Here is a 22020-nt window from a genome sequence, read left to right as displayed (position 1 = left end):
GAGCAGAAGCAAAGACTTAGCTGAGGAGCGGTTGCGCGTATCAGATCGCCGCGGTGGAATTGTCCCTGTATTTCCCTGCGTTCCCTGTAGGAGCGAGCTTGCTCGCGATAGAGGTGGATCAGCTTGCATCGATGTGAACAGACCGGCGCCATCGCGAGCAAGCTCGCTCCCACCATTGGATATTGGATCGGAGTACAAGCAGCGAGACAGGCCATCTGCCAGGCCCCACACAAAGTCCCCCTGCAACCAAAATGCACATAAAAAGCCAAGCCCCCCTGCCCCCGGCTCCTACAATCAGGTTGAATAGCCACAATCGATCCAGCGCCCACAGGAGCCCAGCATGACCGCAACCGTTCTGGTACTGGTTGAAACCGTCAATGAATACCTGCCGATTCTCGAGCGGCAGGGTTACCACCTGGAATTGGCGCCCACGCCGGCCGAACGCAAGACAGCGATTTTCGAACACGGTGAACGCTTCAGCGCGGTGCTGACCCGTGGCCCCCTGGGTTTGACGGCCGAGGAAATCGCCGCCCTGCCCAACCTGCAGATCATCTGCGTGATCGGTGCCGGCTATGAGCAGGTGGACCTGCAAGCCGCCCGCAACCGGGGCATCGTGGTAACCAACGGCGCCGGGGTCAACGCCTCGTCGGTGGCCGACCATGCCATGGCGCTGTTGCTGGCGTTGGTGCGCGACATCCCTCGGGCCGATGCGAGTGTGCGCCGTGGCGAGTGGGCCAAGGTCATGCGCCCTTCCCTGGCCGGCAAGCGCTTGGGCGTGCTGGGCCTGGGTGCGGTGGGCATGGCCATTGCCAAGCGCGCTGCCCTCGGCTTCGACATGAGCGTCAGCTACCACAATCGCCGGGTGCGCAACGACGTGCCCTACACCTTCTGCACCACGCCCACGGAACTGGCCCGGGTCTCGGACTTCCTGATCGTCGCCACGCCCGGCGGCCTGGATACCCGGCAGTTGATCAACAAACAGGCCCTCGACGCCCTGGGGCCCCATGGTTTCCTGGTGAACATCGCCCGCGCCAGTGTGGTCGCCACCGCCGACCTGATCAGCGCCCTGGAACAGCGCCGGATCGCCGGCGCGGCCCTGGACGTGTTCGATCACGAACCCGAAGTGCCGGACGCGCTGAAAAGCCTGCCCAACGTCGTACTGACGCCCCATGTGGCCGGCCTGTCGCCGGAAGCGACGCGTGGCACGGTGGAGTTGGTGGGCCAGAACCTGAACGCGTTCTTTGCCGGCAAACCGGTGTTGACGCCGGTGCCGCTACCCGACGCGCAGCTTTAAAGCACCCCCAGCAAGGTCCACAACCGCCGGGATTCGGCATCGGCACTGATCAGTTCACCCAGCAGCTCGCTCAGCGGCTTGTTGCCCCACTCCACGCCACGCCGGATCAGATAGGGCACCGGGCTATGGGGCTCCGTACGGGCCAGGTAACCGGCGATCACCAGTAGCTGTCGGTAGGCCTCTTCACGATTGGCCGGCTCCTGGAAGACTTGGGCGGCCGCCTGCGGCTGGGACGTCGACGTCGGCGCCGGGGACGTTTGCACCGGCACGGCGGTGGGTTGCTGTGGGTGCATCGCGATGAACTCCTCTACCAGTGTCAGCAATGCCTGAATCACGTCCTGCAGGGATTTGTAGCCCGGGGCCAGGTTGCCCAGGTAAGCATCGCTCCAGGCTTCGAGCCGTTGCAGGTGCTGCAGGCTCAGCAACAGGCTGCCCTGGCGATGCAACCAGAACGACAAAGGGGTGCTGCGAATCAGTTCGGTGAGTTTCTTTTGGTCGTTACGCGCCGCTTCCGCCGAAGCCTTGGCGTTCTTGCTGTCGTTGACCAACACTTGCTGACGTTGCAAGCGTTGCCAGTCGTCCAGGCAGAAACTGGCAAACGTCGGGTCCCGGCCATCGAGCAAGGGCACCCGCGTCAGCAATACTTCGCTGTAGCGACGGGCCAGCCACTCCAAGGGGATCACCCGCCACGACTGGTCGCCTTCATCGGCCTGGGGATGCAACTGCTCCGGATAGCGCTCACACAACCCCGCCACCAGCGCCAGGCTGCCCGGCAACCCCTCCAGCCCGGCCCGATGCAACCAGGCCTCCCCCAGCCAGGCACTGATCATCAAGTCCTTGCTGCGCTCCAGCAGCAGCGCGGTCGCGAGCCGTTCCAGGTCCGGCCACAGGGCGCGCTTGATCGAAGACTGCCAAACGCCGGTGGGCAAGCTGGTGTCGTCCTCCCGGCGCAATTCGCGCAGTTGATCGTATTCCGGCTCGTAGCGCAGGTCAGAGCCACAGGGCGACTCGGCACTGATCGGCTCGAGCAACTGAGTGACCAATTCGGGCAAAGGCGATATCGGCACGCTCACAGACCCTCCTCACGGGTGGCGATGGCGGGGCTCGATGAGGTCGCCATGAAAGGTGAACGGGGTGCCCGCGTCGGCAGCGGCGGGATCGACAATGGCAACTTGGAGCCCTGGCTCATCAACGACAGGCGCACGAACATCAGTGTCTGTTCCGCCGTGCGGGCCTGGGTCTGGGCAGTGACCGGCAGTTGCAGGGCCAGGGGAAAATCGGTGTAGTCGACATTCGGCTGGCGCTGGGCCGATCCCAGCGCGCGCATCAGGCGCAGCAATGACCACGGCCCCTGGTACTCCCAGCCGGCCTCCAGGTCGCGCACCACCAGGTTCGGTTGCAATGGATCGTTGGCCGGACGCTGGTAGCCGTTGCGGGCCCAGCGCAAGGTCAGGCGCACGGGCTGGCCGACCATCCACCGCAGGTTCTGCTGGCCGCCGCCAGGGTAGCTGATCTGTTGGTTGCCGGCGTCCAGGCTCCAGGCGATCACCTGGTCAGCGCCGCGCTCTTCATCACGATCGGTCCGCCAGCGCACGTCCATCTCCACCCCCAGAATGCCACTCTTGTCGCGCACGAACAGCGGCCCGAGCCAGGTGCCGGCCTGTTTCAAACGGCTGAGAAAATCCTCGGCCGCCAGGCGGTCCGGCGTCTGGCTCAACACCAGCCCGGCCTGGGCCAGGGGCAGGCGTGTGTCGATCAGTTCCAGCAGGTGCCGGACCCGCGCCGGGTCGGCATCGCTGGCTCGCACATCCTGGGCGAACGGAAAGCGCCCGGCCAGGTATTGATTAAAATAGTTGGCCAAGTCATTCCAGGCGGTCGCCGCCTGGTTCTGTTGCAGGTACAGGCACCGTTGCAGGGCGCCCTGCTGCAACGCGACCGTGCGCTGGGCCAGGTCGCCGCGCCCGCTGGGCAGGCTGGAGGTCTGCAAGATCTGCGCACAGGACGTGGTGTCCATGGCGATGAAGTCCCGGCTCACCAATTGCTCCAATTGGGCCGCCGAGCTGGCCGGGTTCTGGTTCTTGTACTTGAGCAATTCATCGTTGAGGGCCATGAAGCGCGCCACCTGGTCGTGCTCCAGGGCCGACAGGTTGTCCTGCTGGACGATCAGCCATTCCAGGGCGGGCATTCGCTGCTCGGCAACCTGCAACATCACGCCGAATTGCTGGCTCAGGCTCAGCTTCAAGTCTTGTGGATCGCTGGCACCGTACAACTGCAAGCCGAAGTTCTTCGAACCGTCCCAGCGCTGGACATCGGCTCGCTGGCTGAACAGCGGCTGGGCATCGATTTCGTCCAGGCCACTCTTGATCTGCGCCAATGCCCGGCGATTGAGCAGACGCTGGAAACGGATCGCCAGGTCGCCGCGGTGCACATCCATGAAGGCTTTTTGCAGCGCCACGGCCTGGGTCGTTTGCACATTGAAACCCATGCCGGGCAACGATGCGTCGCTTTCATCCAGGCTCAGCCACATGGCCCGTGCGGCAGCGCCTTCGGCGGCCTGCATCAGCGCGTCACGGTAATCCGGCGGAATGCGCGGCAGTTCTTCGCTGGCATAGCTCTTGTAGCTGGCGAAGTAGTTCAGGGCGACGCTGAAATCATCACTGCCATCGCCCTGGCCCATCGCATCGGGGTTGCTGTCCGACGGATCCTTCTGCATGGCCAACGCCACGAAATCGCGCTTGAACAGTGCCTGCACCGCACCGTCCAGCGCGGTGACATGGTCCTGCAAGACCAGCAGGCCGCTGCCCTGTTGCACCAGCAGGTTGTCCCGGGAGCCGGTCTGGACGATCCACTGGTCACGAAAACTCTGCTGCAACTTCGCCGCCTGGCTCTCCAGGTCCTGCTCGATATCCGGCCCCAGCAAAGCGCTGTGGCTGACCTTGTCCAGCATCTGGCTGTAGCCGGGCACCAGGTCCTGCCCCTTGCCTCGGCCCCAGGCCGAATTGGTCAGGCTGACCAGCGTCTGCAAATCGTCGATCAGCGCCATCAGGTCTTCGAGTTCGCTCAAGGAATTGCCGCTGCCGGCTTCCAGCCGTTGCAGGTGCAGCTTGAGGTAACCGGCCTGGCGCACGAAGTTGTCCGCCAGGAAGTAATGGTCCAGCCAGCGCTGCATCAGGCCGGTGAAATTATCGGAGATCACCGGGCGCGCGGCGTTCAGGTCCAGCCCTTTCAAATCGTCGTTCTGGGCATCGAACAGCACCCGGTTGTAGAAATGTGCACGGCTCAAGGTGCCGGTGTTAAGTCCCAGGGACAACGCGGTATTGCTCAGTTGCACCAGTTCGTCCAGCGGCGCCTTGGGGTCGTTCACCACCTGGCTGAACATCTGGTTGTGCTGTTCCAGGCGTACCGCCAGGTCCACCAGTGCCTTGGCCTTCACGTAGCTCTGCCATTGCGCCGGGTCTTCACTCTCGACATTGCCCCGCCGCTCGGTGTTGCGGATGGACTTGAGTTGCTCAAGGTCTGCGTTCAACAGATCCCGCAACGGCAAGATCCAATGATGCCGGGCGGTCAGGCGCAACCCATTCTCCAGTTGCGTGTCCACGGAAGAGAACCACGAGGTGGGAAAGACCACCGAGACGAAGCGCCAGCGCGGGGCTTTTTCCAACACGTTCCAGTAGTTCTGCACGTTGTGGCGGGTCGGCTCCAGTTGGGGTTCGTCGGGGTCGACGACGAGGTGGTTCTTATGGGCGCTGAGGATCAACCGCGACAACCCTTCGGCTTGCTCCACCGAATCGTGCCAGACCCAGACCATGCTCCCCAGCCAGACCAGGCCCACCACCAACGCCACCGCCGCGGCCAACCGATGCCCGCGCTGGCGCAAGCGCAACAGCCTTGGCACAGGCTGGGCCAGGCCACGTTCGGCCACTAGCCGTCGCGACCACAATTGCCGGGCGAACACGGTTTGCCCCTGGGCGCTGTCGGCGGCGACCAACCCGTCGCCGCTGACGGCCGGCGCCTGGCGGGCGGTGAAATACACCCCGCGAAAACGCGGCGCTTCGCCTTGGGCGTTGCCCTGGAACACCGGTTCCAGCAGGATCTGCAAGGCCCGCCGCAAGCCTTCGAAACGCTCCGGCAAGCCATAGAGATCGGTGCCCAATTGTCCCGACAGCGCACCGATCTCGATGATCGACTGCGACAGCGCGGCGTTGACCTGGTCCAGGGCCTGATCACTCCATTGCGACTGCCACGCCGCATCCGGCAAATACGGCGACGACCAGCCCAGCATCGACTCGCGCGCCTCGGCGGGCAGCGCGCTGACCAGTTCCTGGAACCCGGGCAGTTCCTCCATCCCGGTCATCACCACATACACCGGCAGGCTGAGGCCGAAGCGTTGCAAAAGGTCGATGAAGCAGCGTCGGACCTTGAGGCTCAGCTCGGTGGTGTGCTCGATGTCATCGAGGGTGCTGAACGGCACGGTCCAGATCACCGCATCCAATGGCCGTTTGCTGCGCAAGCGCAACATCAGCCCGAGCAGGCGCCACCAGTTGCCCCGTTGCCGGTTCATGCCTTCGTCGGGCAGGAACAGCGCCTGGGGCACCACCAGCACCGCGCCTTCGACATCGCAAAACCAGCGCCCGAACCAGGCGGCCTTGTCGGTCGGTTGCAAGCGCCACTGGGCGCACAGTCGGGCACCGTCGGTTTCATTGCCGAGCATCATCAGCCAGGGCATCTGATAGCGGTCCCGGGTGCCCTGCTCCTGTTCCATGTGGCGCACCGCCCCATAGAAACTGCGGATCGCCGCCCCGCCCTGGGTCCGCAGCCACCAGATCAGAGCCGCGATCAACAGCACCGCGACGATGGCGATCAACACCAGGGCAACGATGCCCAGGGTGCTCATGAATCCAGCTCCTGAACCACCGCCGACTCGTTCAGTTGCAACACTGGCTCGAGCTCCAAACGGATGTCACGCCAGAACACCTGCCCCAAGCCGGTCAGCAACAACACCATCGCCAGGATCGCCAGCCCCAGGCGCAAGCCGTCCGGCAACGACTGCTGCACCGGCATGCGCACCGGCGGTGCCGCCGCAGCCAACGCCAGGCGCTGGCTGACGTCGACATAATCGGGGTCGTGTTGCCAGGCGAAGGTGAACAGCGCCGCGCGCCACTTGGCCTGCTGGACCTGGCCGCGCTCGCCCCGCAATCGCCCCTGGAACCCCAGGATCAGGCACTGCAGGTAGACGTTCGCCAGGTCACGGGTACCGGGCATCTGCTCGTCCAGCAATTTCTTGATCGCCGCCGGCAAGCGCTCGCCGGCCTGGCGACTGGCATACATGCGTGATTCGAGGGGGTGTTGCTGCCAGGCCAGTTGACCGGGCCAAGGGCTGAACAACAGGGTTTCGTCCACCAGCGCGACGAAGGCATAGACCAGTGCCTTGACCTGTTCGGTGGCCGCATCGCCGACGGTGGCGAAGGCCACCCGCCACAGGCGTTGGGCGCTGCGCCCGGAAAACTCCACCACCCGGTTGACCAATACCGCGGAGTCGCTGTCCTTGGGCAAGTCCTGCCATTCCTGGGACCACTTCAGCCAGGCCTGGCGAAAAGCGCTGCTCAGCGGCGCCTCATGCAGACTCCGAACCGCCCCGCCACTTCCGTCAGGCATACGATTCCCCCTTTGCGATCAGGCACTATCACTGGCTTGCGCCACGAACAACACCACTTGCCACGGGCTGCTGGCCTGGGCCGATGCCGGCGCCACGATGTGCAGCGGTAATTGCCCGTCGAACCATTGTCCGCTGGCGGCCACCACGAACAAACGGGTGTCGTCGCCGACGCTGTAGGCCACCTGTTCGTTACGGCTCATGGCCTGGTGGGGCAAACCGCTCATGCGCTGCCGGCTCAGCAGCGGAACGTGCCGCGCCGACGCGATGATCGCCCCGCGCAACCAGTCGGCCGCCGCCTGCTCGCTGGCACCGTTGGGCATGCGCAGGCCGATCACCAGGCGTTGATCCGGCTGGTCGTCCGGCAACTGGATGGAGAAGACCTGCTCGTTGCGCTCGAAGGCCAGGCTGCGATAGCCGGCACGGACCAGCTCCAGGGTGGTTTCCAGCCAATCCAGCAACGGCTCGTAGCCACGCTGCAACTCGAGAAAATCCAACGGTGCGAAGGCCGGGACGCCCGCCAGCGGGTCGAGGGCCGACCAACTCCCGGCCAGCCCCAGCAGCAAACCATAGAGTGCCTGGGACGTGGCCACGCGGGTGTTCAGCAACCCTTCGACTTCCGGCAAGCGCGCCCACAAGGCGGTCAATTGCCGGCGGATCTCCATGGCATCGTCCTGGTTGCCGGCCGCCTGGGCCTGACGCAAGCGACCGGCGAGGAACATGCACTTTTCCCGGGCCCGGGCACACACCCCGGCGACCCGCCGGCCAAGGACCGATTCCGGCAACAGGACCGGCGTTGGTGGCGTGTAAGGTACGCGCCAGAAGCCACCGCCCTCCTTGCGGATGCGCAGCAACGGCAGGCAGATCGAATCGGCCTTGCTCAGTTGTGTGCACAACCTCGGGTTGGGTCGCCAGACCGTGATCGATTCGGGAAACTCACCGCTGGTGAGGTCCGGCAACGCCTCGCCGACCACCGACTGCAAACGGCCCTTGAGCGGCAGCAGTTGCCCGGCGCGCCACAGTGGGCTGACGGCCAGGTACACGGTCACGGTGGCATCGGCGGTCTTGTCGATGGCCTCGGTGATGTCCAGTTCCAGGGTCGGCCCGACGCCAGCCTGCAGATTGACCGGCAAGCCGTCCGGCAAGGTGCCTTGCAGTTGCAGCAGGCGTACCTGGCCGGCGCTGAGGGCCGACGGGTCGACGTCCAACTGGCTGACGCCCCAGAACCAAGGGTTGCAGGCCCCGGCGAAATGCGCGGCCAAGGCCTCTGCACGCAGCCCCTGCAATTGAAAATGCTGGGGCAGCAATTGCATGCCCTCATGCCAGCACACCGCGTCAGGTAACAGACTCATACGACTCCCTTCGACATCCCAATGCCGCCGCCCATGGCGGCCCGCGGTTTACTCAAGGTTGACGGTCATCACGCTGGCCATCGTTGACGAGGGTCATCTCGCGACTGTTGAACTTCAGCCAGGCCTTGCGCTGATCGTCCAGCCGAAGCCGGTGGGCTCCGGGAGTGTTATAGCTGGCGAAGACCAAAAGTCCAGCGGCGCGCCGGCCCTCCAATGGGAAGGGTTGGCGGTCGATGAATTGCCCCGGGACCAGCTCCAGCCCCCACACCGACATGAGTTGACGATAGTCGCGCTGGAACTGTTCGCGCTCGGCGAACCATTGGCTGGCGGTGATGCCCGACAGCTGCTTGAGCAGGTCCGGGTCGTTCACCGCGATGAAATCCACCGCGATCGGCGTGTCGTCATTGGCCCGGGGCGCGACGTCAAGGGTCAGGCTGTCCAGGTCGACACTGGGAGCAAAGAACGAGCAACCGGTGAGTGCCAGGCTCAAAAAAAATCCATAAAAAAAGCCACGCAAAATGAATCTTCCTTTTCTCAGCGGTCAAAAATTGTTTTTGCTTGCTTTTTTATAGACCTGTTCTAGCGTCTTGGGTAGTTCGACCCACGCGGTTGAATGGACCAGGTTCGTCAAGGGAATGACAGGTTTCCTGCCGCCCGTTTGCAACCTGCTGATCAGCAAGGGAATGCGATGAGCGGGACTCCCGATGCATTGCTCCCACACATGCATCGGAGTCGGCCGCCATGGCAGAAAGTACCCAGCACAAGCTCGACAGAGTCCGTCCTCCCCGCGTCCAGATCACCTATGACGTGGAAATCGGCAACGCCATCGAGAAAAAAGAATTGCCACTGGTGGTCGGCATTCTGGCCGACCTCTCGGGCAAGCCGTTGGACCCACTGCCCAAGCTCAATGAGCGGCGCTTCACGGAAATCGATCGGGACAATTTCAACGAGGTGCTCGCCTCCATCTCCCCCCGCGCCACGCTGCAGGTGAACAACACCCTCAGCGGCGACGACAGCAAGCTCAACATCGAACTCAACTTCCGCCACATCGACGACTTCGACCCGGTCAAGGTCGTGGAGCAGGTCACGCCGTTGCGTCGGTTGTTCGAGGCGCGCCAACGCCTGCGAGATCTGTTGACCAAGCTCGACGGCAACGATGACCTGGACAAATTGCTGCGTGACGTGATCGCCAACACCGAAGGCCTGCAAGAGATCAAGTCGGCCCGGCCCCAGGACGCAACGCAGGAGCTGCCGACCGTCGCCGCCAACGATGACCCTGCCCCGGCCGAACCACAGGCCTGATCGCGCGCATCATTCAAGGGAGATACCGCCATGCCCGCTTCATCCAGCGCTCAAACCAGCGAGAGCACGACCCAGACCCTGTCCCTGCTGGACAAGATCATCGCCGAAGGCCGCATGGCCCACGACGACAGCCAGCAAGACTACGCCCGCGACATGCTGGCCGAATTCGCCACCCAGGTCCTCGACGAAGGCATGGCCATCGACAAGGATACGGTGGCGATGATCAACGACCGTATCAGCCAGATCGATGAGTTGATCAGCGCCCAGCTCAACGAAGTGCTGCACCATCCCGACCTGCAGAAACTCGAAGCCTCCTGGCGCGGCCTGCACTTGCTGGTGCAAAACACCGAAACCAGCACCCGGCTGAAATTGCGCCTGCTCAACGTCACTCAGAAAGAACTGCAGAACGACCTGGAAAAAGCCGTCGAATTCGACCAGAGCGCGCTGTTCAAGAAAATCTACGAGGAAGAATACGGCACCTTCGGCGGGCATCCGTTCAGCCTGCTGGTGGGTGACTACACCTTTGGCCGGCATCCCCAGGACATCGGCCTGCTGGAAAAACTCTCGAACGTCGCCGCCGCCGCGCACGCCCCGTTCATTGCCGCCGCCAGCCCGCGGTTGTTCGACATGACCAGCTTCACCGAACTGGCAATCCCCCGGGACCTGTCGAAGATTTTCGAGAGCCAGGAGCTGATCAAGTGGCGCGCCTTCCGGGAAAGCGAAGACTCGCGCTACGTGTCCCTGGTGTTGCCGCACTTCCTGCTGCGCCTGCCCTACGGCCCGGACACGCTGCCGGTGGAAGGCATCAACTACGTCGAAGACGTCAACGGCACCGACCACAGCAAGTACCTGTGGGGCAATGCCGCCTGGACGCTGGCGCAACGCATCACCGAAGCCTTCGCCAAATATGGCTGGTGTGCGGCGATTCGCGGGGCCGAAGGCGGTGGCGCGGTCGAAGGCCTGCCGGCCCATACCTTCCGCACCAGCTCCGGGGACCTGTCGCTCAAATGCCCGACCGAAGTGGCGATCACCGACCGCCGTGAAAAAGAACTCAACGACCTGGGCTTCATCTCCCTGTGCCACAAGAAAAACAGCGACGTGGCAGTGTTCTTCGGCGGCCAGACCACCAACAAGGCCAAGGTCTACAACACCAACGAGGCCAACGCCAACGCGCGGATCTCGGCGATGTTGCCGTATGTACTCGCGGCTTCGCGTTTTGCCCATTACCTGAAGGTGATCATGCGCGACAAGGTCGGCAGTTTCATGACCCGCGACAACGTGCAGACCTACCTCAACAACTGGATTGCCGACTACGTGCTGATCAACGACAACGCGCCGCAAGAGATCAAGGCGCAGTACCCATTGCGCGAAGCCCGGGTGGACGTGACGGAGGTGGCCGGCAAGCCCGGCGCCTACAAGGCCACGGTATTCCTGCGGCCGCACTTCCAACTGGAGGAGTTGACCGCCTCGATCCGCCTGGTGGCGACCCTGCCGCCGCCGGTAGCTGCCTGACGGTTGAACTTGTGGCGAGGACACTGTTGTGGCGAGGGGATTTATCCCCGCTGGGGCGCGAAGCGGCCCTAAATACCGGCCACTCGGTGTATCCGGCAGATTAAGCTGACTGCTCAAGGTGCTGCTGCGCAGCCCAGCGGGGATAACCCCCCTCGCCACAGGGGTTCGGCATTCGTTTCTAGGGGTATCGGGTACCACCTACTTGTCTTCTTCAGGAGTTCCACACAATGGATGCAATCATTCTCGACCTCGGCGGCGACATCAAGGGCGACAGCCTGCTGGAGGGGTTCACGGACAAGATCGAGGTCATGTCCTACAGCCATAACGTGGCAATGCAGGTCACCAACGACGTCAGCAACTCGGAGCGTACCTCCGGCCGGCCCCACATCGGCGAATTCACCCTGACCAAATTCGTCGACAGCTCCACCCCCTCCCTCAATGAGTATTGCTGCGCCGGCAAGCCAATCCCGCAAGCCGTCATCACCATCGGCCGCAACGCCGCCGAAGGCAGCGGTAAACTCATGCCCTTCATCATCTACACCCTGACCAACGTCGTGCTGTCCAACGTCAGTGTCAGCGGCGGCACCGGCGGCAAACCGGTGGAAACCCTGTCGCTGAACTTCACCAAGATCAAATGGGAGCTCACCGCGCAGAAAGACGACGGCACCAAGGAAGGCACGGCGGGCACGACCTGGGACCTGGCCGCCAACAAAATGACCAAGTAAGGCCGCCGCGCCCATGGCTGGCTTCGGGCTGCGCCCGCCCCTGTTCGAACGCCTGGCCAGCCCGGCGGACGACACCGGGCGGGCGTTCGACCGACAGGCGTTGCAAGACTCGGTGCATGCCGAACTGTCGCGCCTGTTCAATACCCGACGCGGTCCACGGGCGCTGACCGAACCACCGAGCATTCTCGACTACGGCATCGCCGACTGGACCGCGCTGCAACAGCAGCGCAGCGATGACCGGCGCCAACTGACCCGGGAAATCCGCCAGGCCATCACCCACTTCGAACCTCGCCTGCGCCTGGGCGAGGTCCAGGTCTGCCCGGTGCCAGGCCATCCACAGCAACTGTGCATACGGCTGTCGGGCGAACTGCGCGGCGACCTGCACGCCTGGCCCGTGGCCTTTGTCATCGAGCATGCCGGCGACGGCCTGGAGGTACGCCATGAGCGACTCGATTGACCCGCAACTGCTGGACTACTACCAACGCGAGCTGACCTGGTTGCGTCACGCCGGGAGCCTGTTCGCCGAGCGTTATCCCAAGGTCGCCCGGCGCCTGGAACTGTCCCCCGGCGAATGCCCCGACCCCCACGTCGAGCGCCTGCTGGAAGGGTTCGCCCTGCTGGCCGCGCGCTTGCAACGGCGGCTGGACGACGACTACGCCGAATTCAGCGATGCCCTGCTCGAACAGCTTTACCCGTTGGCCATGCGGCCCTTGCCGTCGTGTGCCATCGTGCAATTCGAGCCCGACCCGAGCAAAGGCAACTTGAACGAGGGTTACCCGCTGCCCCGCGACACACCGCTGTTCGTCACCACCGACACAGGCCAGAGCATTCATTTCCGCACCACGGCCGCCGTGCATCTGTGGCCAGTCCACGTCAGCGAAGCGCTGCTGCTGGGCAGCGATGAAACCCAGGCGCTGACCGGGGTGGTCCAGGCCCGTTCGGCCTTGCGCGTGGAATTGCGATGCCTGGGGGAAAGCCAGTGGTCGACGCTGGGAATCGAATCGCTGCGGGTGCACCTGGCGGCGTCACCGATGATCAACGCCGGGCTGTACGATTTGCTGGGTGCCCACGCCATCAAGGTCCTGGCCGGCGCGCCGGGCAGCGTGCCCGAGCCGTTGGCCGGCTTGCCGCAGATCGTCGGCTTCGCCAGCGACCAGGTCTTGTTGCCGGACGAGGACGGCGTGCACCCTGGCATGCGTCTGCTGGCCGAGTACTTTGCCTTTCCGGACAAATTCGGTTTCTTCGACCTGCCCCTGGCCGGCGCCACCAGCGACAGCCAGGCCTTGTACCTGTACATCGTGTTCGACGACCGGGCGCCCAGCAGTCGCCTGCCGCTCCAGGCCAGCGACATCGCCCTCGGTTGCACGCCGGTGATCAACCTGTTCCCCCGCACGTCCGAGCCGCTGCGCCCGGATGGCACCCGCAGCGAGTACCGGCTGGTGGCCGACAGTCACCGGGAAAACAGCGTCGAGATCCACAGCATCCGGGGCATGCGCGCCATCTCCGGCCAGGGCGTGCGCAAAGTGCCGGCCTACTACGGCAGCCAGCATGGCAGCGACCAAACCTGCTACTGGCATGCGCGCCGGGTCAGCGGCATGAGCCCGAACCGACTGGGCACCGACTTGATGGTCAGTCTGGTGAACACCCGGTTCGACCCGCTGGCCGACACCCGCGACTACAGCCTCACCGCCGAACTGCTGTGCACCAACCGCCACCTGGCCCAAAGCCTGCCGGCCGGTACGCCGCTGGGTTTCGAGCGCCCGGGACCGGTGGCCTGGGCACGCCTGCGCAACCCACCCAGCCCGCAAAGCCTGCCGCGCCTGGACGGTGAATCGCGCTGGCGGCTGGTGTCGCAATTGACCCTCAACCATCTGTCACTGGTCGAAGGTCCCCAGGCACTGGACGCACTGCGTGAAATTCTCCAATTGCACAACCTGCGGGACGAGGCCAGCGCCCACCGCCAGATCGAAGGGGTCGCCGGACTGGGCTGCGAGCGCGTCATCGCCCATGTCGGCGAAGATGCCTGGCGCGGCTGGCGCAACGGCCTGGAGGTGCGCCTGCAACTGGATCCGCAACACTTTGTCGGCAGCAGTGCCGTGCTCTTCTCCGGTGTGCTGGCGCAGTTCTTTTCCCTTTACGCCACTGCCAACCGCTTCGTACGCACGGTGCTGGTCCAGTCCGACAAGGAGGTGAAGACATGGCAACCCCAAGCCGGCAAACCCCTGGTGCTCTGAACCTGAGCGAGCGACTGCGACGCGACCCGCAACGCTTCGAATGGCTCCAGGCCCTGTTGTTGCTCGAACGCGAACACCCCCAGGCCGAGCCCCTGGGCAGCGGCACCGCGCCGCACGCCGAGGCCTTGCGCCTGCGCGGGCCCTTGACGCCGCTGTTCGCCGCCAGTGAAGTCGAGAGCCTGGACTACGAACCCGGCTTGCCGCCCACCTTGACCACACCGATCTTCGGCCTCGGCGGCCCCGACGGCCCGCTGCCCTACGCCTACCAGGAATGGCTGCAACAGCGAGCGCGGGCGAAGGATCACGCCCCGGCGCAGTTCCTCGACCTGTTCCAGCATCGCCTGCTCAGCCTGCTGTACAAGGTGATGCGCAAACATCGTATCGCCCTCGGCTTCACCGCCCCAGGCGCGTCCGCCGTACACGCGCAACTGCGTGCGTTGACCGGCCTGCTGCCCAAGGCCTTGCAGGAGCGCCAGGCCGCCCCCGACTCGGCGGTCCTGGCCTGCGCCGCGCTGTACGCCGATGGCCGGCGCTCCCTGGACGGGTTCGCGGCGATTGTTCGCGAGCAGTTCGGCTTGCCCGTGGAACTGAGCGCCTACGAAGGCGGCTGGCGTGAAATCCCGCCGGCCAGTCGCAGCCGCCTGCAACCGGGCGGGCGCAACCTGCGCCTGGGCCGCAACGCGGTGGCCGGCACCCGGGTCTGGGACGAACATGCCGGCGTGCGCATGACCCTCGGCCCCCTGAGCACGGCCCAGGCCAGCGGATTGCTGCCCACCGGCGAGACCCATCCGCTGCTCGCCAGCCTTTACGCCCTGTACTTCGGCCCTGACCTGGACTGCACCCTGGTGCTGCTGGTCCGCGGTGCCGGCCCGCTGCAACTGGGTCGCCAGGCAGCGCCACGGTTGAACTGGAACGCTGGCCTGCAACGCCAGCCAAGCCTGGCCGTGCAACGGATCGAAACCCGCCTTCGCCAGCCGGAGATCGCCTGAAATGGAACTGGCCAGCCTGATCGGACGCCTCAACCCGGACAACCGCCGCGCCCTGGAACGGGCCGCGCAACGCTGCATGCAGCGCAGCCACCACTACGTGGAAATCGAACACCTGCTGTTGGAGTTGCTCGATATCGAGGGCGGTGACTTCGCCTGCCTGCTGCCGCGTTTCGGCCTGGAACGTGACGCAGTGGCGGCGGAAACCAACAAGGCCCTGGACCTGTTCAAATCCGGCAGCACCCGCACGCCCGCCCTGTCGGCGCACACCATCGGCCTGCTGGAAGATGCCGTGGTCCAGGCCAGTGTGCTGGGCCTGGACAGCATCCGCTCCGGGCTGTTGCTGCTGGCACTGCTGGACCGTGATGAGCGCCGCAGCCTGCTGCTCAACAGCGCCTCGTCGTTGCTGCGCATTCCCCGCGACGCCCTGCGCGCCCAGCTATTGGAATGGACCGAAAGCTCCCGCGAACATGTCGGCGGCGTGCGCCCGGCCAAACCCGGCGAGGCGCCACAGAAACAGGACCCGGTGCTGGACCAGTACACCCAGGACCTGACCGCCGACGCCCGGAACGGTCGCATCGACCCCATCGTCGGCCGCGACGGCGAAATCCGTCAGTGCATCGACATCCTGCTCAGGCGCCGGCAGAACAACCCGATCCTGGTGGGCGCGCCGGGTGTCGGCAAGACCGCCGTGGTGGAAGGCCTGGCCCTGCGGATCGCCGCCGGGGATGTGCCGCCATCGTTGCAGGAAGTCACCCTGCGCGTCCTCGACCTGGGCCTGTTACAGGCCGGCGCCGGGGTCAAGGGCGAATTCGAACAACGCCTCAAGGGCGTGATCGACGCGGTACGCAGCGCCGAAAAACCGATCATCCTGTTCATTGACGAAGCCCACACGCTGATCGGCGCCGGCGGTGCGGAAGGCGGCAGCGATGCGGCCAATCTGCTCAAGCCGGCCCTGGCCCGGGGCGAATTGCGCACCCTGGCCGCCACCACCTGGCTGGAATACAAAAAATATTTCGAGAAAGACCCGGCCCTGGCCCGCCGCTTCCAGTTGGTGCAGGTCGAAGAACCGGACGAACTCACCGCCGTGGAAATGCTCCGGGGCGTGGCGAGCAAACTGGAACAGCACCACGGCGTGCAAGTGTTGGACGCCGCCATCCACGAGGCGGTGAAGCTGTCCCACCGCTACATCTCCGGGCGGCAGTTGCCGGACAAAGCCATCAGCGTGCTCGACACCGCCTGTGCCCGGGTCGCCCTCGGCCAACACGATGTGCCGCCGCCGCTGGAAAGCCTGCTCCACCGGCAGAACAGCCTCAAGGATGAAGTCGAACGCCTGCGCCGCGAACAGGCCACCGGCCTGGATCACCGCGAGCGCATCACCCTGCTGGAGGCCGAATCGACCAGCAATGTGCAGGCCATCCGTGAGCTGGAAACCCGCTGGGGCGAAGAGCGCGAAGCCGTACGCGAACTGCTCGATACCCGCCGCGAACTGCTGGCCCTGAGCGAACGGGCCGACAGCGAAAAAGCCGACACCGAGATCGATAACCGCATCGACCACCTGGCCGCCGAACTGCTGCGCCTGGAAGCCGGCCTCGATGCCATTCGCCAGGACGATCCGCTGGTGCCCGAACAGGTGGACAGCAAGACCGTCGCCGCGGTGATCGCCGGCTGGACCGGCATCCCGGTGGGCAAGATGCTCGCCGACGAAGCCCACGCCGTGCGCACCCTTGGCCAGCGCATGGGCCAGCGAGTCATGGGCCAAAGCACGGCGCTGAACACCATCGCCCAACGCCTGCAAGCCTACCGTGCCGGCCTCACCGACCCGCAGAAACCGGTCGGCGTGTTCCTGCTGGTGGGCCCCACCGGCGTGGGCAAGACCGAAACCGCCTACGCCCTGGCCGATGCCTTGTACGGTGGCGAACGCAACCTGATCAGCATCAACCTTTCGGAATACCAGGAGGCCCACACCGTCAGCCAACTCAAAGGCGCCCCGCCCGGCTATGTCGGCTATGGCAGCGGTGGCGTGCTCACTGAAGCGGTGCGACGCAAACCCTATTCCGTGGTGCTGTTGGATGAAATCGAAAAGGCCCACCCGGACGTGCTCGAAGCCTTCTACAACGTCTTCGACAAAGGCCTGATGGAAGACGGCACCGGCCTGGTGGTGGACTTCAAGAACACCGTGATGCTCGCCACCAGCAACGTCGGCGCCGAACTGCTGCTGGACACGCCGGTGGCGCAACTGGGCAGCGACGCCTTCAACGAAGCCTTGCACAAGGTGCTGCTGCAAGCGTTTCGCCCGGCGTTTCTGGCGCGCATGACGGTGGTGGCCTATCGGCCACTGGATGAGGCGACGCTGGAGGGGATTGTGTTGGCGAAACTGGAGAAATTGCGTGGGCGTTACAAGGCGGCGACTGGCAAGCAGTTCGAATTCGATGCCGGGATCGTCAAGGCCGTACTCGCCAAGTGCAGCGCGGCTGGAGCACGGGATGTCGAGAATGTGCTGATGACACAGGTGACAGGGAAACTCGCGGAGTGGGTGTTGGAATGAAATATAGAATAGCCGTTGAGAACGCCTTGAAAGCTTGGGACGGTATCTGGCTTCACTGGAATAAGAGCGACGCCAGTAAAGCTGCTTCCATGATTCTTCGCCGAATAATGGGGGAGGATCAATACGATGACAAACTCAAAGCGGCAGTGGACTGGTTTTTGGGAAAAACTCAGGTGCCCTTCTTCTATATGGTTGCTTTCGATGCGTTAAAAACAAGCTCTGCACTTTATGCACTATTGGACGCACAAGTGGGTGCCAGCGATGTCGAACCGGCACACCTGAAACCGGTCGTTCAGCCATCAAACACCCCTCTCCAACGTCGCCCTGTCAGGAGGCAGCAAACGCCAATCACCGTCGCTGGATCCTCCTTGGCGATAGCCTCTTCATCCGCCCCAAAAAAATCCAATATCGTTGTGCAATTGATGAGATATCAGGATACGTGGAAAGCGATAAAAATCACCGACATCCCCACCGGCACACATGGTCGCTATGAACATACTGCCGATGACTCCACCACCACCATGCAAAAAGGATCGGCCGCAGCAGTCATCAAGATGCAACTCGGTATCAAAACCAATGCCCTGGAAGCCCCAGCTTACTGGATAGAATTGGGGCGTATGGTATTCAAGTCAAAAAAAGGACGCTGTTTCAGTTGTGCTGGAGCTGCGCTTTTTACATTGACCAATGATGAGTATTTCGACACCTACGAAATTGCCGTCATGGGCAATAAGAAATTTGACCATTATTTTGTATGCATCGGCAGCACTCTCGGAGAAATAGACGCGGGGCTCGGCACTGCCGTCGATATCTGGCAAGCAAATCTGGCAAACACTCCAGATGTATTTGCCAAATCCCCAGCCAAGGATTTCATGTACTGGAAAGGTGCGAAAATAATCTGCAGCATTCCCCGCGACCAGCGTCAATCTCTTCGTCACTTTGCGCGCAAACGAGAAGAAATCGAACACTCATGACAACCGAATACATCGAACATAAGACCTCGGTTCTTTTACTGTACGGTCAGTGTAAAGAGCCGCGTATCTGATCTCTCCAAGCGATCGACTCAGGAACACTTATCATGCCCCGATACTCGCTACTGCAAAGTAAAGATCTGTCATGCGGTGCGGCTGCATCAGCTGTTGCAGAGGCGGAGTTCAATCAAGCCGGCGCCCCGGGTGAGTCCGAGGAAATGAAAATTTTTGCGTCTGTCAGCCGCGACTTCAATCAACTGGAGGTCAGCGCTCCAGCCAAGATTGCCCGTTATTTCAAAAACGCCGGCTTTCGCGCCAGCGTGATCGAATCACCTTATCGTACGGCTATTCTTATCTTGGGATCACCCGCAGTGTTCGCCCCCGAATGGGCAAAGTACTCCATGGAGTTGTGGAGTCCGACCAACTGGGTTACCCGCTGGCCCAGAGGGGTACGCGAACGAGACTTCGACAACAATGCCCGTTTGATCATGTTGGTCGCGGTCCCAGGTGGCATGCATTATTTGCTGGCCCGCCGTGATGCCGGTCAGTATTACGTCATGGACCCGGCCTACAACATGGACGTCGCCGTACCCGAATTCAGTTCATGGGCAGGGCTTTACTGGGCCGACGGTAAATCCTGGAACCCACTGGCAACGATCACCACAGGCCCACCCCATGGCGGGCGCACCAATCATTATCTGGGGATCAGCATCTGGGTCAATACTGCCAACTCCCCTTACGTGTGGTACTGACGTCAACCCGCCTGAGATCAACCGATGCCACGCGCCATTGATACCAATACCAGCCTGTCCCTCACAGCCTCTACCCTGGCGGCGCTGTATCCAGAATCCATTTGCGGCGACGAATCCCTGAACCATCTCGGCCAGTATGTGCTCAATGGCCTCAACGACGGCACCAGTCTTACCCTGGCCCCCGCTATCGCCACCCATGTCACTGCCACCTTGCACAATGACGCCATGCTCCGCCCGCTGGACGCACTCGTCGCCGAAATCCGCCAACTGCCCGCCGACGCCACCGCCGAGCGCTATCAACTGGTACTGCGCCCCTGGCTCTGGTGGCTGGGCCTTGCCAGCAACAACCGCGTGTTCCAGAACCTTGCCACCTCGGACATCGTCACCACGATTTTCAAGGCCCACGGTTTCACCGATTTCCAACTCAAACTCACTGGTAGCTACACCCCCCGTGAATATTGCGTGCAATACGGCGAAACCGACCTGGCCTTCGTCTCGCGCCTGCTGGAAGAGGACGGGATCTTCTGGTTCTTCACCCACGAGGAAGGCAAGCACACGCTGGTCCTGGCCGACAGCAACGACGCCTTCGCGCCCATCCCCAATGGGCCGACGGTGAATTATCTCGGGCAGAAAATGGGTGAGCGAGAACTGCACGGCATCCGCTCAGGGCAGGTGTTCCTGCAGGCGGTGGCCGGGGTTTACCAAGCCACCGATTATGAATTCACCACGCCGACCACATCGCTCTTCAGCCAGGCCGAAGCCGTGGCCGGACCCAACTCGATGTACGAACATCCGGGCGGCTACAACGCCAAGGCCCAGGGCGATGCACTGACCAAACAGCGGGTGGACGGCCTGCGCAGCCAGGAGAAACGTTTTGTCGGCGAGAGCGACTGTCGCTGGTTGGTGCCGGGGTATTGGTTCACCCTCGCCGGCCATGAAGACACGACGCTGAATATCGATTGGGTGGTGACCTCGGTCAGCCACGAAGCCAGCCATGAAAGCTACCGCAATCGCTTCGAAGCGATCCCCAAGGCCACCGCTTATCGACCGGCCCGCATCACGTCAAAACCGCGCATGCACACCCAGACGGCCGTGGTGGTGGGCAAGGCCGGTGAAGAAATCTGGACCGACGAGTACGGGCGGATCAAGTTGCAGTTCCCCTGGGACCGCACCGGCAAGAACGACGAGGCTTCCTCCTGCTGGGTGCGCGTGGTCCTGCCCTGGAGCGGCAAGGGCTTTGGCATGCAGTTCGTGCCGCGAATCGGCCAGGAAGTCATCGTGACCTTCATCGACGGCGACCCGGACCGTCCACTGGTGACCGGCTGCGTCTACAACGGTGACAACGCCCTGCCCTACGCGCTGCCGGCGAACCAGACCCAATCCGGAATCAAGACCAACTCGTCCAAGGGCGGCGGCGGATTCAACGAGTTACGCTTCGAAGACAAGAAGGACGCCGAAGAGGTGTTCCTCCAGGCGCAAAAGGATTTCAACATCAACGTGCTCAACGACACCACCGCCACCGTCGGCCACGACGAAACCCTCACGGTGCAGAACGCCCGCACCCGCACGGTGAAGGACGGCGACGAAACCGTCACCCTAGAGAAAGGCAAGCGCAGCGTGACCATCCAGACCGGCAGCGACAGCCTCGATGTGAAGGACACCCGCACCGTCACCGTGGGCTCGGACCAGACCCACAGCACCGGCGGCAACTATGAGCACAAGGTCACCGGCAATTACAGCCTGACGGTGGACGGCAACCTGACCATCAAGGTGAGCGGTGCCCTGACCCTGCAAAGTGGCGGCAGCTTCGCCATCAAGAGCGGCGCGGACCTGGCGGCCCAGGCCAGCACGTCCATCAGCCAGAAAGCCGGCACGGCCCTGAGCAACCAGGCCGGGACGTCATTGGAAAACAAGGCTGGCACCACCCTGACCAACGACGCCGGCATCAGCCTGGTGAACAAGGCGGCCGCCGAACAGACGGTGGACGGCGGCGGCATGCTGACCATCAAGGGTGGCCTGGTGAAGGTCAACTGACGGGAGCACGGCGATGACCACGAAAAGACTGGACCTGGAACGCGGCGACAGCCGGCTGGACGGGCAACTGGTCGATGGTCGGCTCGACGGCCCGCTGCACATCGAAGAAGCTCAACGCCCGCAGGCGAAACTCAACTACAGCCAAGGTGAACTGCAGGGCACCAGCACCCTGTACCACCCAAATGGCAAAGTCTCTGCGGTCCTGCCGTTCATAAAGGGGAAATTGCAGGGCGTGGCGAGTTTTTACGCGGCCGAAGGCGGCTTGCAACGCCAGGCCACGTACCGTCGCGGGTTGCTGCACGGTGAGGCCAACAACTACTTCCCCGACGGGCAACTGGCCGAAGCCGAAGTCTATCGCGACGGCGTGCGCGACGGCCACTACCGCCGCCTGCACCCCAACGGCAACCCGGCGGTCGAAGCCCGTTACCTCAACGGCCAACTGCTGGAACCGGCCCAAGCCTACGCCGAAGACGGCCGCCCGTTGGACGCCGAGGGCAAACCGATCTCCCGGCTGCGCTGGTGGTTCAAGCGCTGGAATGACCCGACTTAAACATGTTCCCTGACTTTCCTGTGGGAGCGAGCCTGCTCGCCAAAGCGGTGGATCAGCTTGAATCGATGGTGACTGTGCCGCCGCCATCGCGAGCAGGCTCGCTCCCACAA

17 protein-coding genes are annotated in these 22020 nt (G+C 63.4%); 12 read left to right on the top strand and 5 right to left on the bottom strand.

All coding sequences use genetic code 11. The features are described from left to right. Positions 1 to 340: 340 nt before the first annotated feature. Positions 341 to 1294, top strand: a complete 954-nt coding sequence (locus tag BLU85_RS09270) for a 2-hydroxyacid dehydrogenase (RefSeq protein WP_092198116.1) — start codon at positions 341 to 343, stop codon at positions 1292 to 1294. On the opposite strand, the gene tssA is transcribed toward BLU85_RS09270, so the two are convergent. The 5 genes from tssA to BLU85_RS09245 are packed head-to-tail and all read right to left on the bottom strand — an operon-like array spanning position 1291 to position 8816. After that, a complete protein-coding gene (gene tssA, locus BLU85_RS09265; protein WP_092198113.1) occupies positions 1291 to 2367 on the bottom strand; it encodes a type VI secretion system protein TssA in 1077 nt (358 codons plus the stop codon). The genes BLU85_RS09270 and tssA overlap by 4 nt on opposite strands. Continuing rightward, positions 2364 to 6188 carry a type VI secretion system protein gene (locus BLU85_RS09260; protein WP_092198110.1) on the bottom strand — a complete coding sequence of 1275 codons (3825 nt, stop codon included), beginning with the start codon at positions 6186 to 6188 and terminating at the stop codon, positions 2364 to 2366. The genes tssA and BLU85_RS09260 overlap by 4 nt, the downstream gene beginning before the upstream one ends. Next, positions 6185 to 6949 (bottom strand): DotU family type IV/VI secretion system protein, encoded by a 765-nt coding sequence (locus tag BLU85_RS09255; RefSeq protein WP_092198106.1) that lies wholly within the window; start codon positions 6947 to 6949, stop codon positions 6185 to 6187. Before BLU85_RS09255 ends, BLU85_RS09260 begins: the two co-directional genes overlap by 4 nt. An 18-nt stretch (positions 6950 to 6967) precedes the next feature. Continuing rightward, positions 6968 to 8299, bottom strand: a complete 1332-nt coding sequence (gene tssK, locus BLU85_RS09250) for a type VI secretion system baseplate subunit TssK (RefSeq protein ID WP_092198103.1) — start codon at positions 8297 to 8299, stop codon at positions 6968 to 6970. Positions 8300 to 8351: 52 nt separating this feature from the next. Continuing rightward, positions 8352 to 8816: a type VI secretion protein gene (locus BLU85_RS09245; protein WP_092198100.1), complete on the bottom strand. Its 465-nt coding sequence runs from the start codon at positions 8814 to 8816 to the stop codon at positions 8352 to 8354. Positions 8817 to 9040: 224 nt separating this feature from the next. Here BLU85_RS09245 and tssB point away from each other — a divergent pair, with 224 nt between their 5' ends. The 11 genes from tssB to BLU85_RS09185 all read left to right on the top strand — a co-directional run bounded on the left by tssB (position 9041) and on the right by BLU85_RS09185 (position 21910). After that, complete coding sequence (gene tssB / locus BLU85_RS09235; RefSeq protein ID WP_060741947.1) at positions 9041 to 9601, top strand: type VI secretion system contractile sheath small subunit; 561 nt, start codon at positions 9041 to 9043, stop codon at positions 9599 to 9601. A 30-nt stretch (positions 9602 to 9631) separates the two neighbouring features. Next, the gene (tssC, locus tag BLU85_RS09230) at positions 9632 to 11113 is read left to right on the top strand and encodes a type VI secretion system contractile sheath large subunit (protein ID WP_060741946.1); all 1482 of its coding nucleotides are present in this window, start codon (positions 9632 to 9634) and stop codon (positions 11111 to 11113) included. 227 nt (positions 11114 to 11340) lie between these two features. Beyond that, positions 11341 to 11838: an Hcp family type VI secretion system effector gene (locus BLU85_RS09225; protein ID WP_024617958.1), complete on the top strand. Its 498-nt coding sequence runs from the start codon at positions 11341 to 11343 to the stop codon at positions 11836 to 11838. A gap of 13 nt (positions 11839 to 11851) precedes the next feature. Continuing rightward, positions 11852 to 12295, top strand: a complete 444-nt coding sequence (gene tssE, locus BLU85_RS09220; protein ID WP_092198094.1) for a type VI secretion system baseplate subunit TssE — start codon at positions 11852 to 11854, stop codon at positions 12293 to 12295. Next, positions 12279 to 14072, top strand: a complete 1794-nt coding sequence (gene tssF / locus BLU85_RS09215) for a type VI secretion system baseplate subunit TssF (RefSeq protein WP_092198091.1) — start codon at positions 12279 to 12281, stop codon at positions 14070 to 14072. The genes tssE and tssF overlap by 17 nt, the downstream gene beginning before the upstream one ends. Then, a complete protein-coding gene (tssG, locus tag BLU85_RS09210) occupies positions 14036 to 15061 on the top strand; it encodes a type VI secretion system baseplate subunit TssG (RefSeq protein ID WP_092198088.1) in 1026 nt (341 codons plus the stop codon). Before tssF ends, tssG begins: the two co-directional genes overlap by 37 nt. Position 15062: 1 nt before the next feature. After that, positions 15063 to 17606, top strand: a complete 2544-nt coding sequence (gene tssH, locus BLU85_RS09205) for a type VI secretion system ATPase TssH (RefSeq protein WP_092198085.1) — start codon at positions 15063 to 15065, stop codon at positions 17604 to 17606. Then, a complete protein-coding gene (locus BLU85_RS31120) occupies positions 17603 to 18577 on the top strand; it encodes a hypothetical protein (protein WP_092198082.1) in 975 nt (324 codons plus the stop codon). The genes tssH and BLU85_RS31120 overlap by 4 nt, the downstream gene beginning before the upstream one ends. Before the next feature lie 104 nt (positions 18578 to 18681). Then, entirely contained in the window at positions 18682 to 19326 is a 645-nt protein-coding gene (locus BLU85_RS09195; RefSeq protein ID WP_139207886.1) for a hypothetical protein, read from the top strand. Positions 19327 to 19350: 24 nt separating this feature from the next. Continuing rightward, the gene (gene tssI / locus BLU85_RS09190; RefSeq protein WP_092198076.1) at positions 19351 to 21360 is read left to right on the top strand and encodes a type VI secretion system Vgr family protein; all 2010 of its coding nucleotides are present in this window, start codon (positions 19351 to 19353) and stop codon (positions 21358 to 21360) included. Between the two features lie 13 nt (positions 21361 to 21373). After that, positions 21374 to 21910, top strand: a complete 537-nt coding sequence (locus tag BLU85_RS09185) for a toxin-antitoxin system YwqK family antitoxin (RefSeq protein WP_092198073.1) — start codon at positions 21374 to 21376, stop codon at positions 21908 to 21910. Positions 21911 to 22020: the final 110 nt, after the last annotated feature.

The organism is Pseudomonas sp. NFACC14 (assembly GCF_900106885.1).
Taxonomy (GTDB): domain Bacteria; phylum Pseudomonadota; class Gammaproteobacteria; order Pseudomonadales; family Pseudomonadaceae; genus Aquipseudomonas; species Aquipseudomonas fluorescens_AA.
The sequence above is the reverse complement of the archived record's forward strand: the minus strand, read 5'-3'. Positions and strand labels throughout refer to the sequence as shown.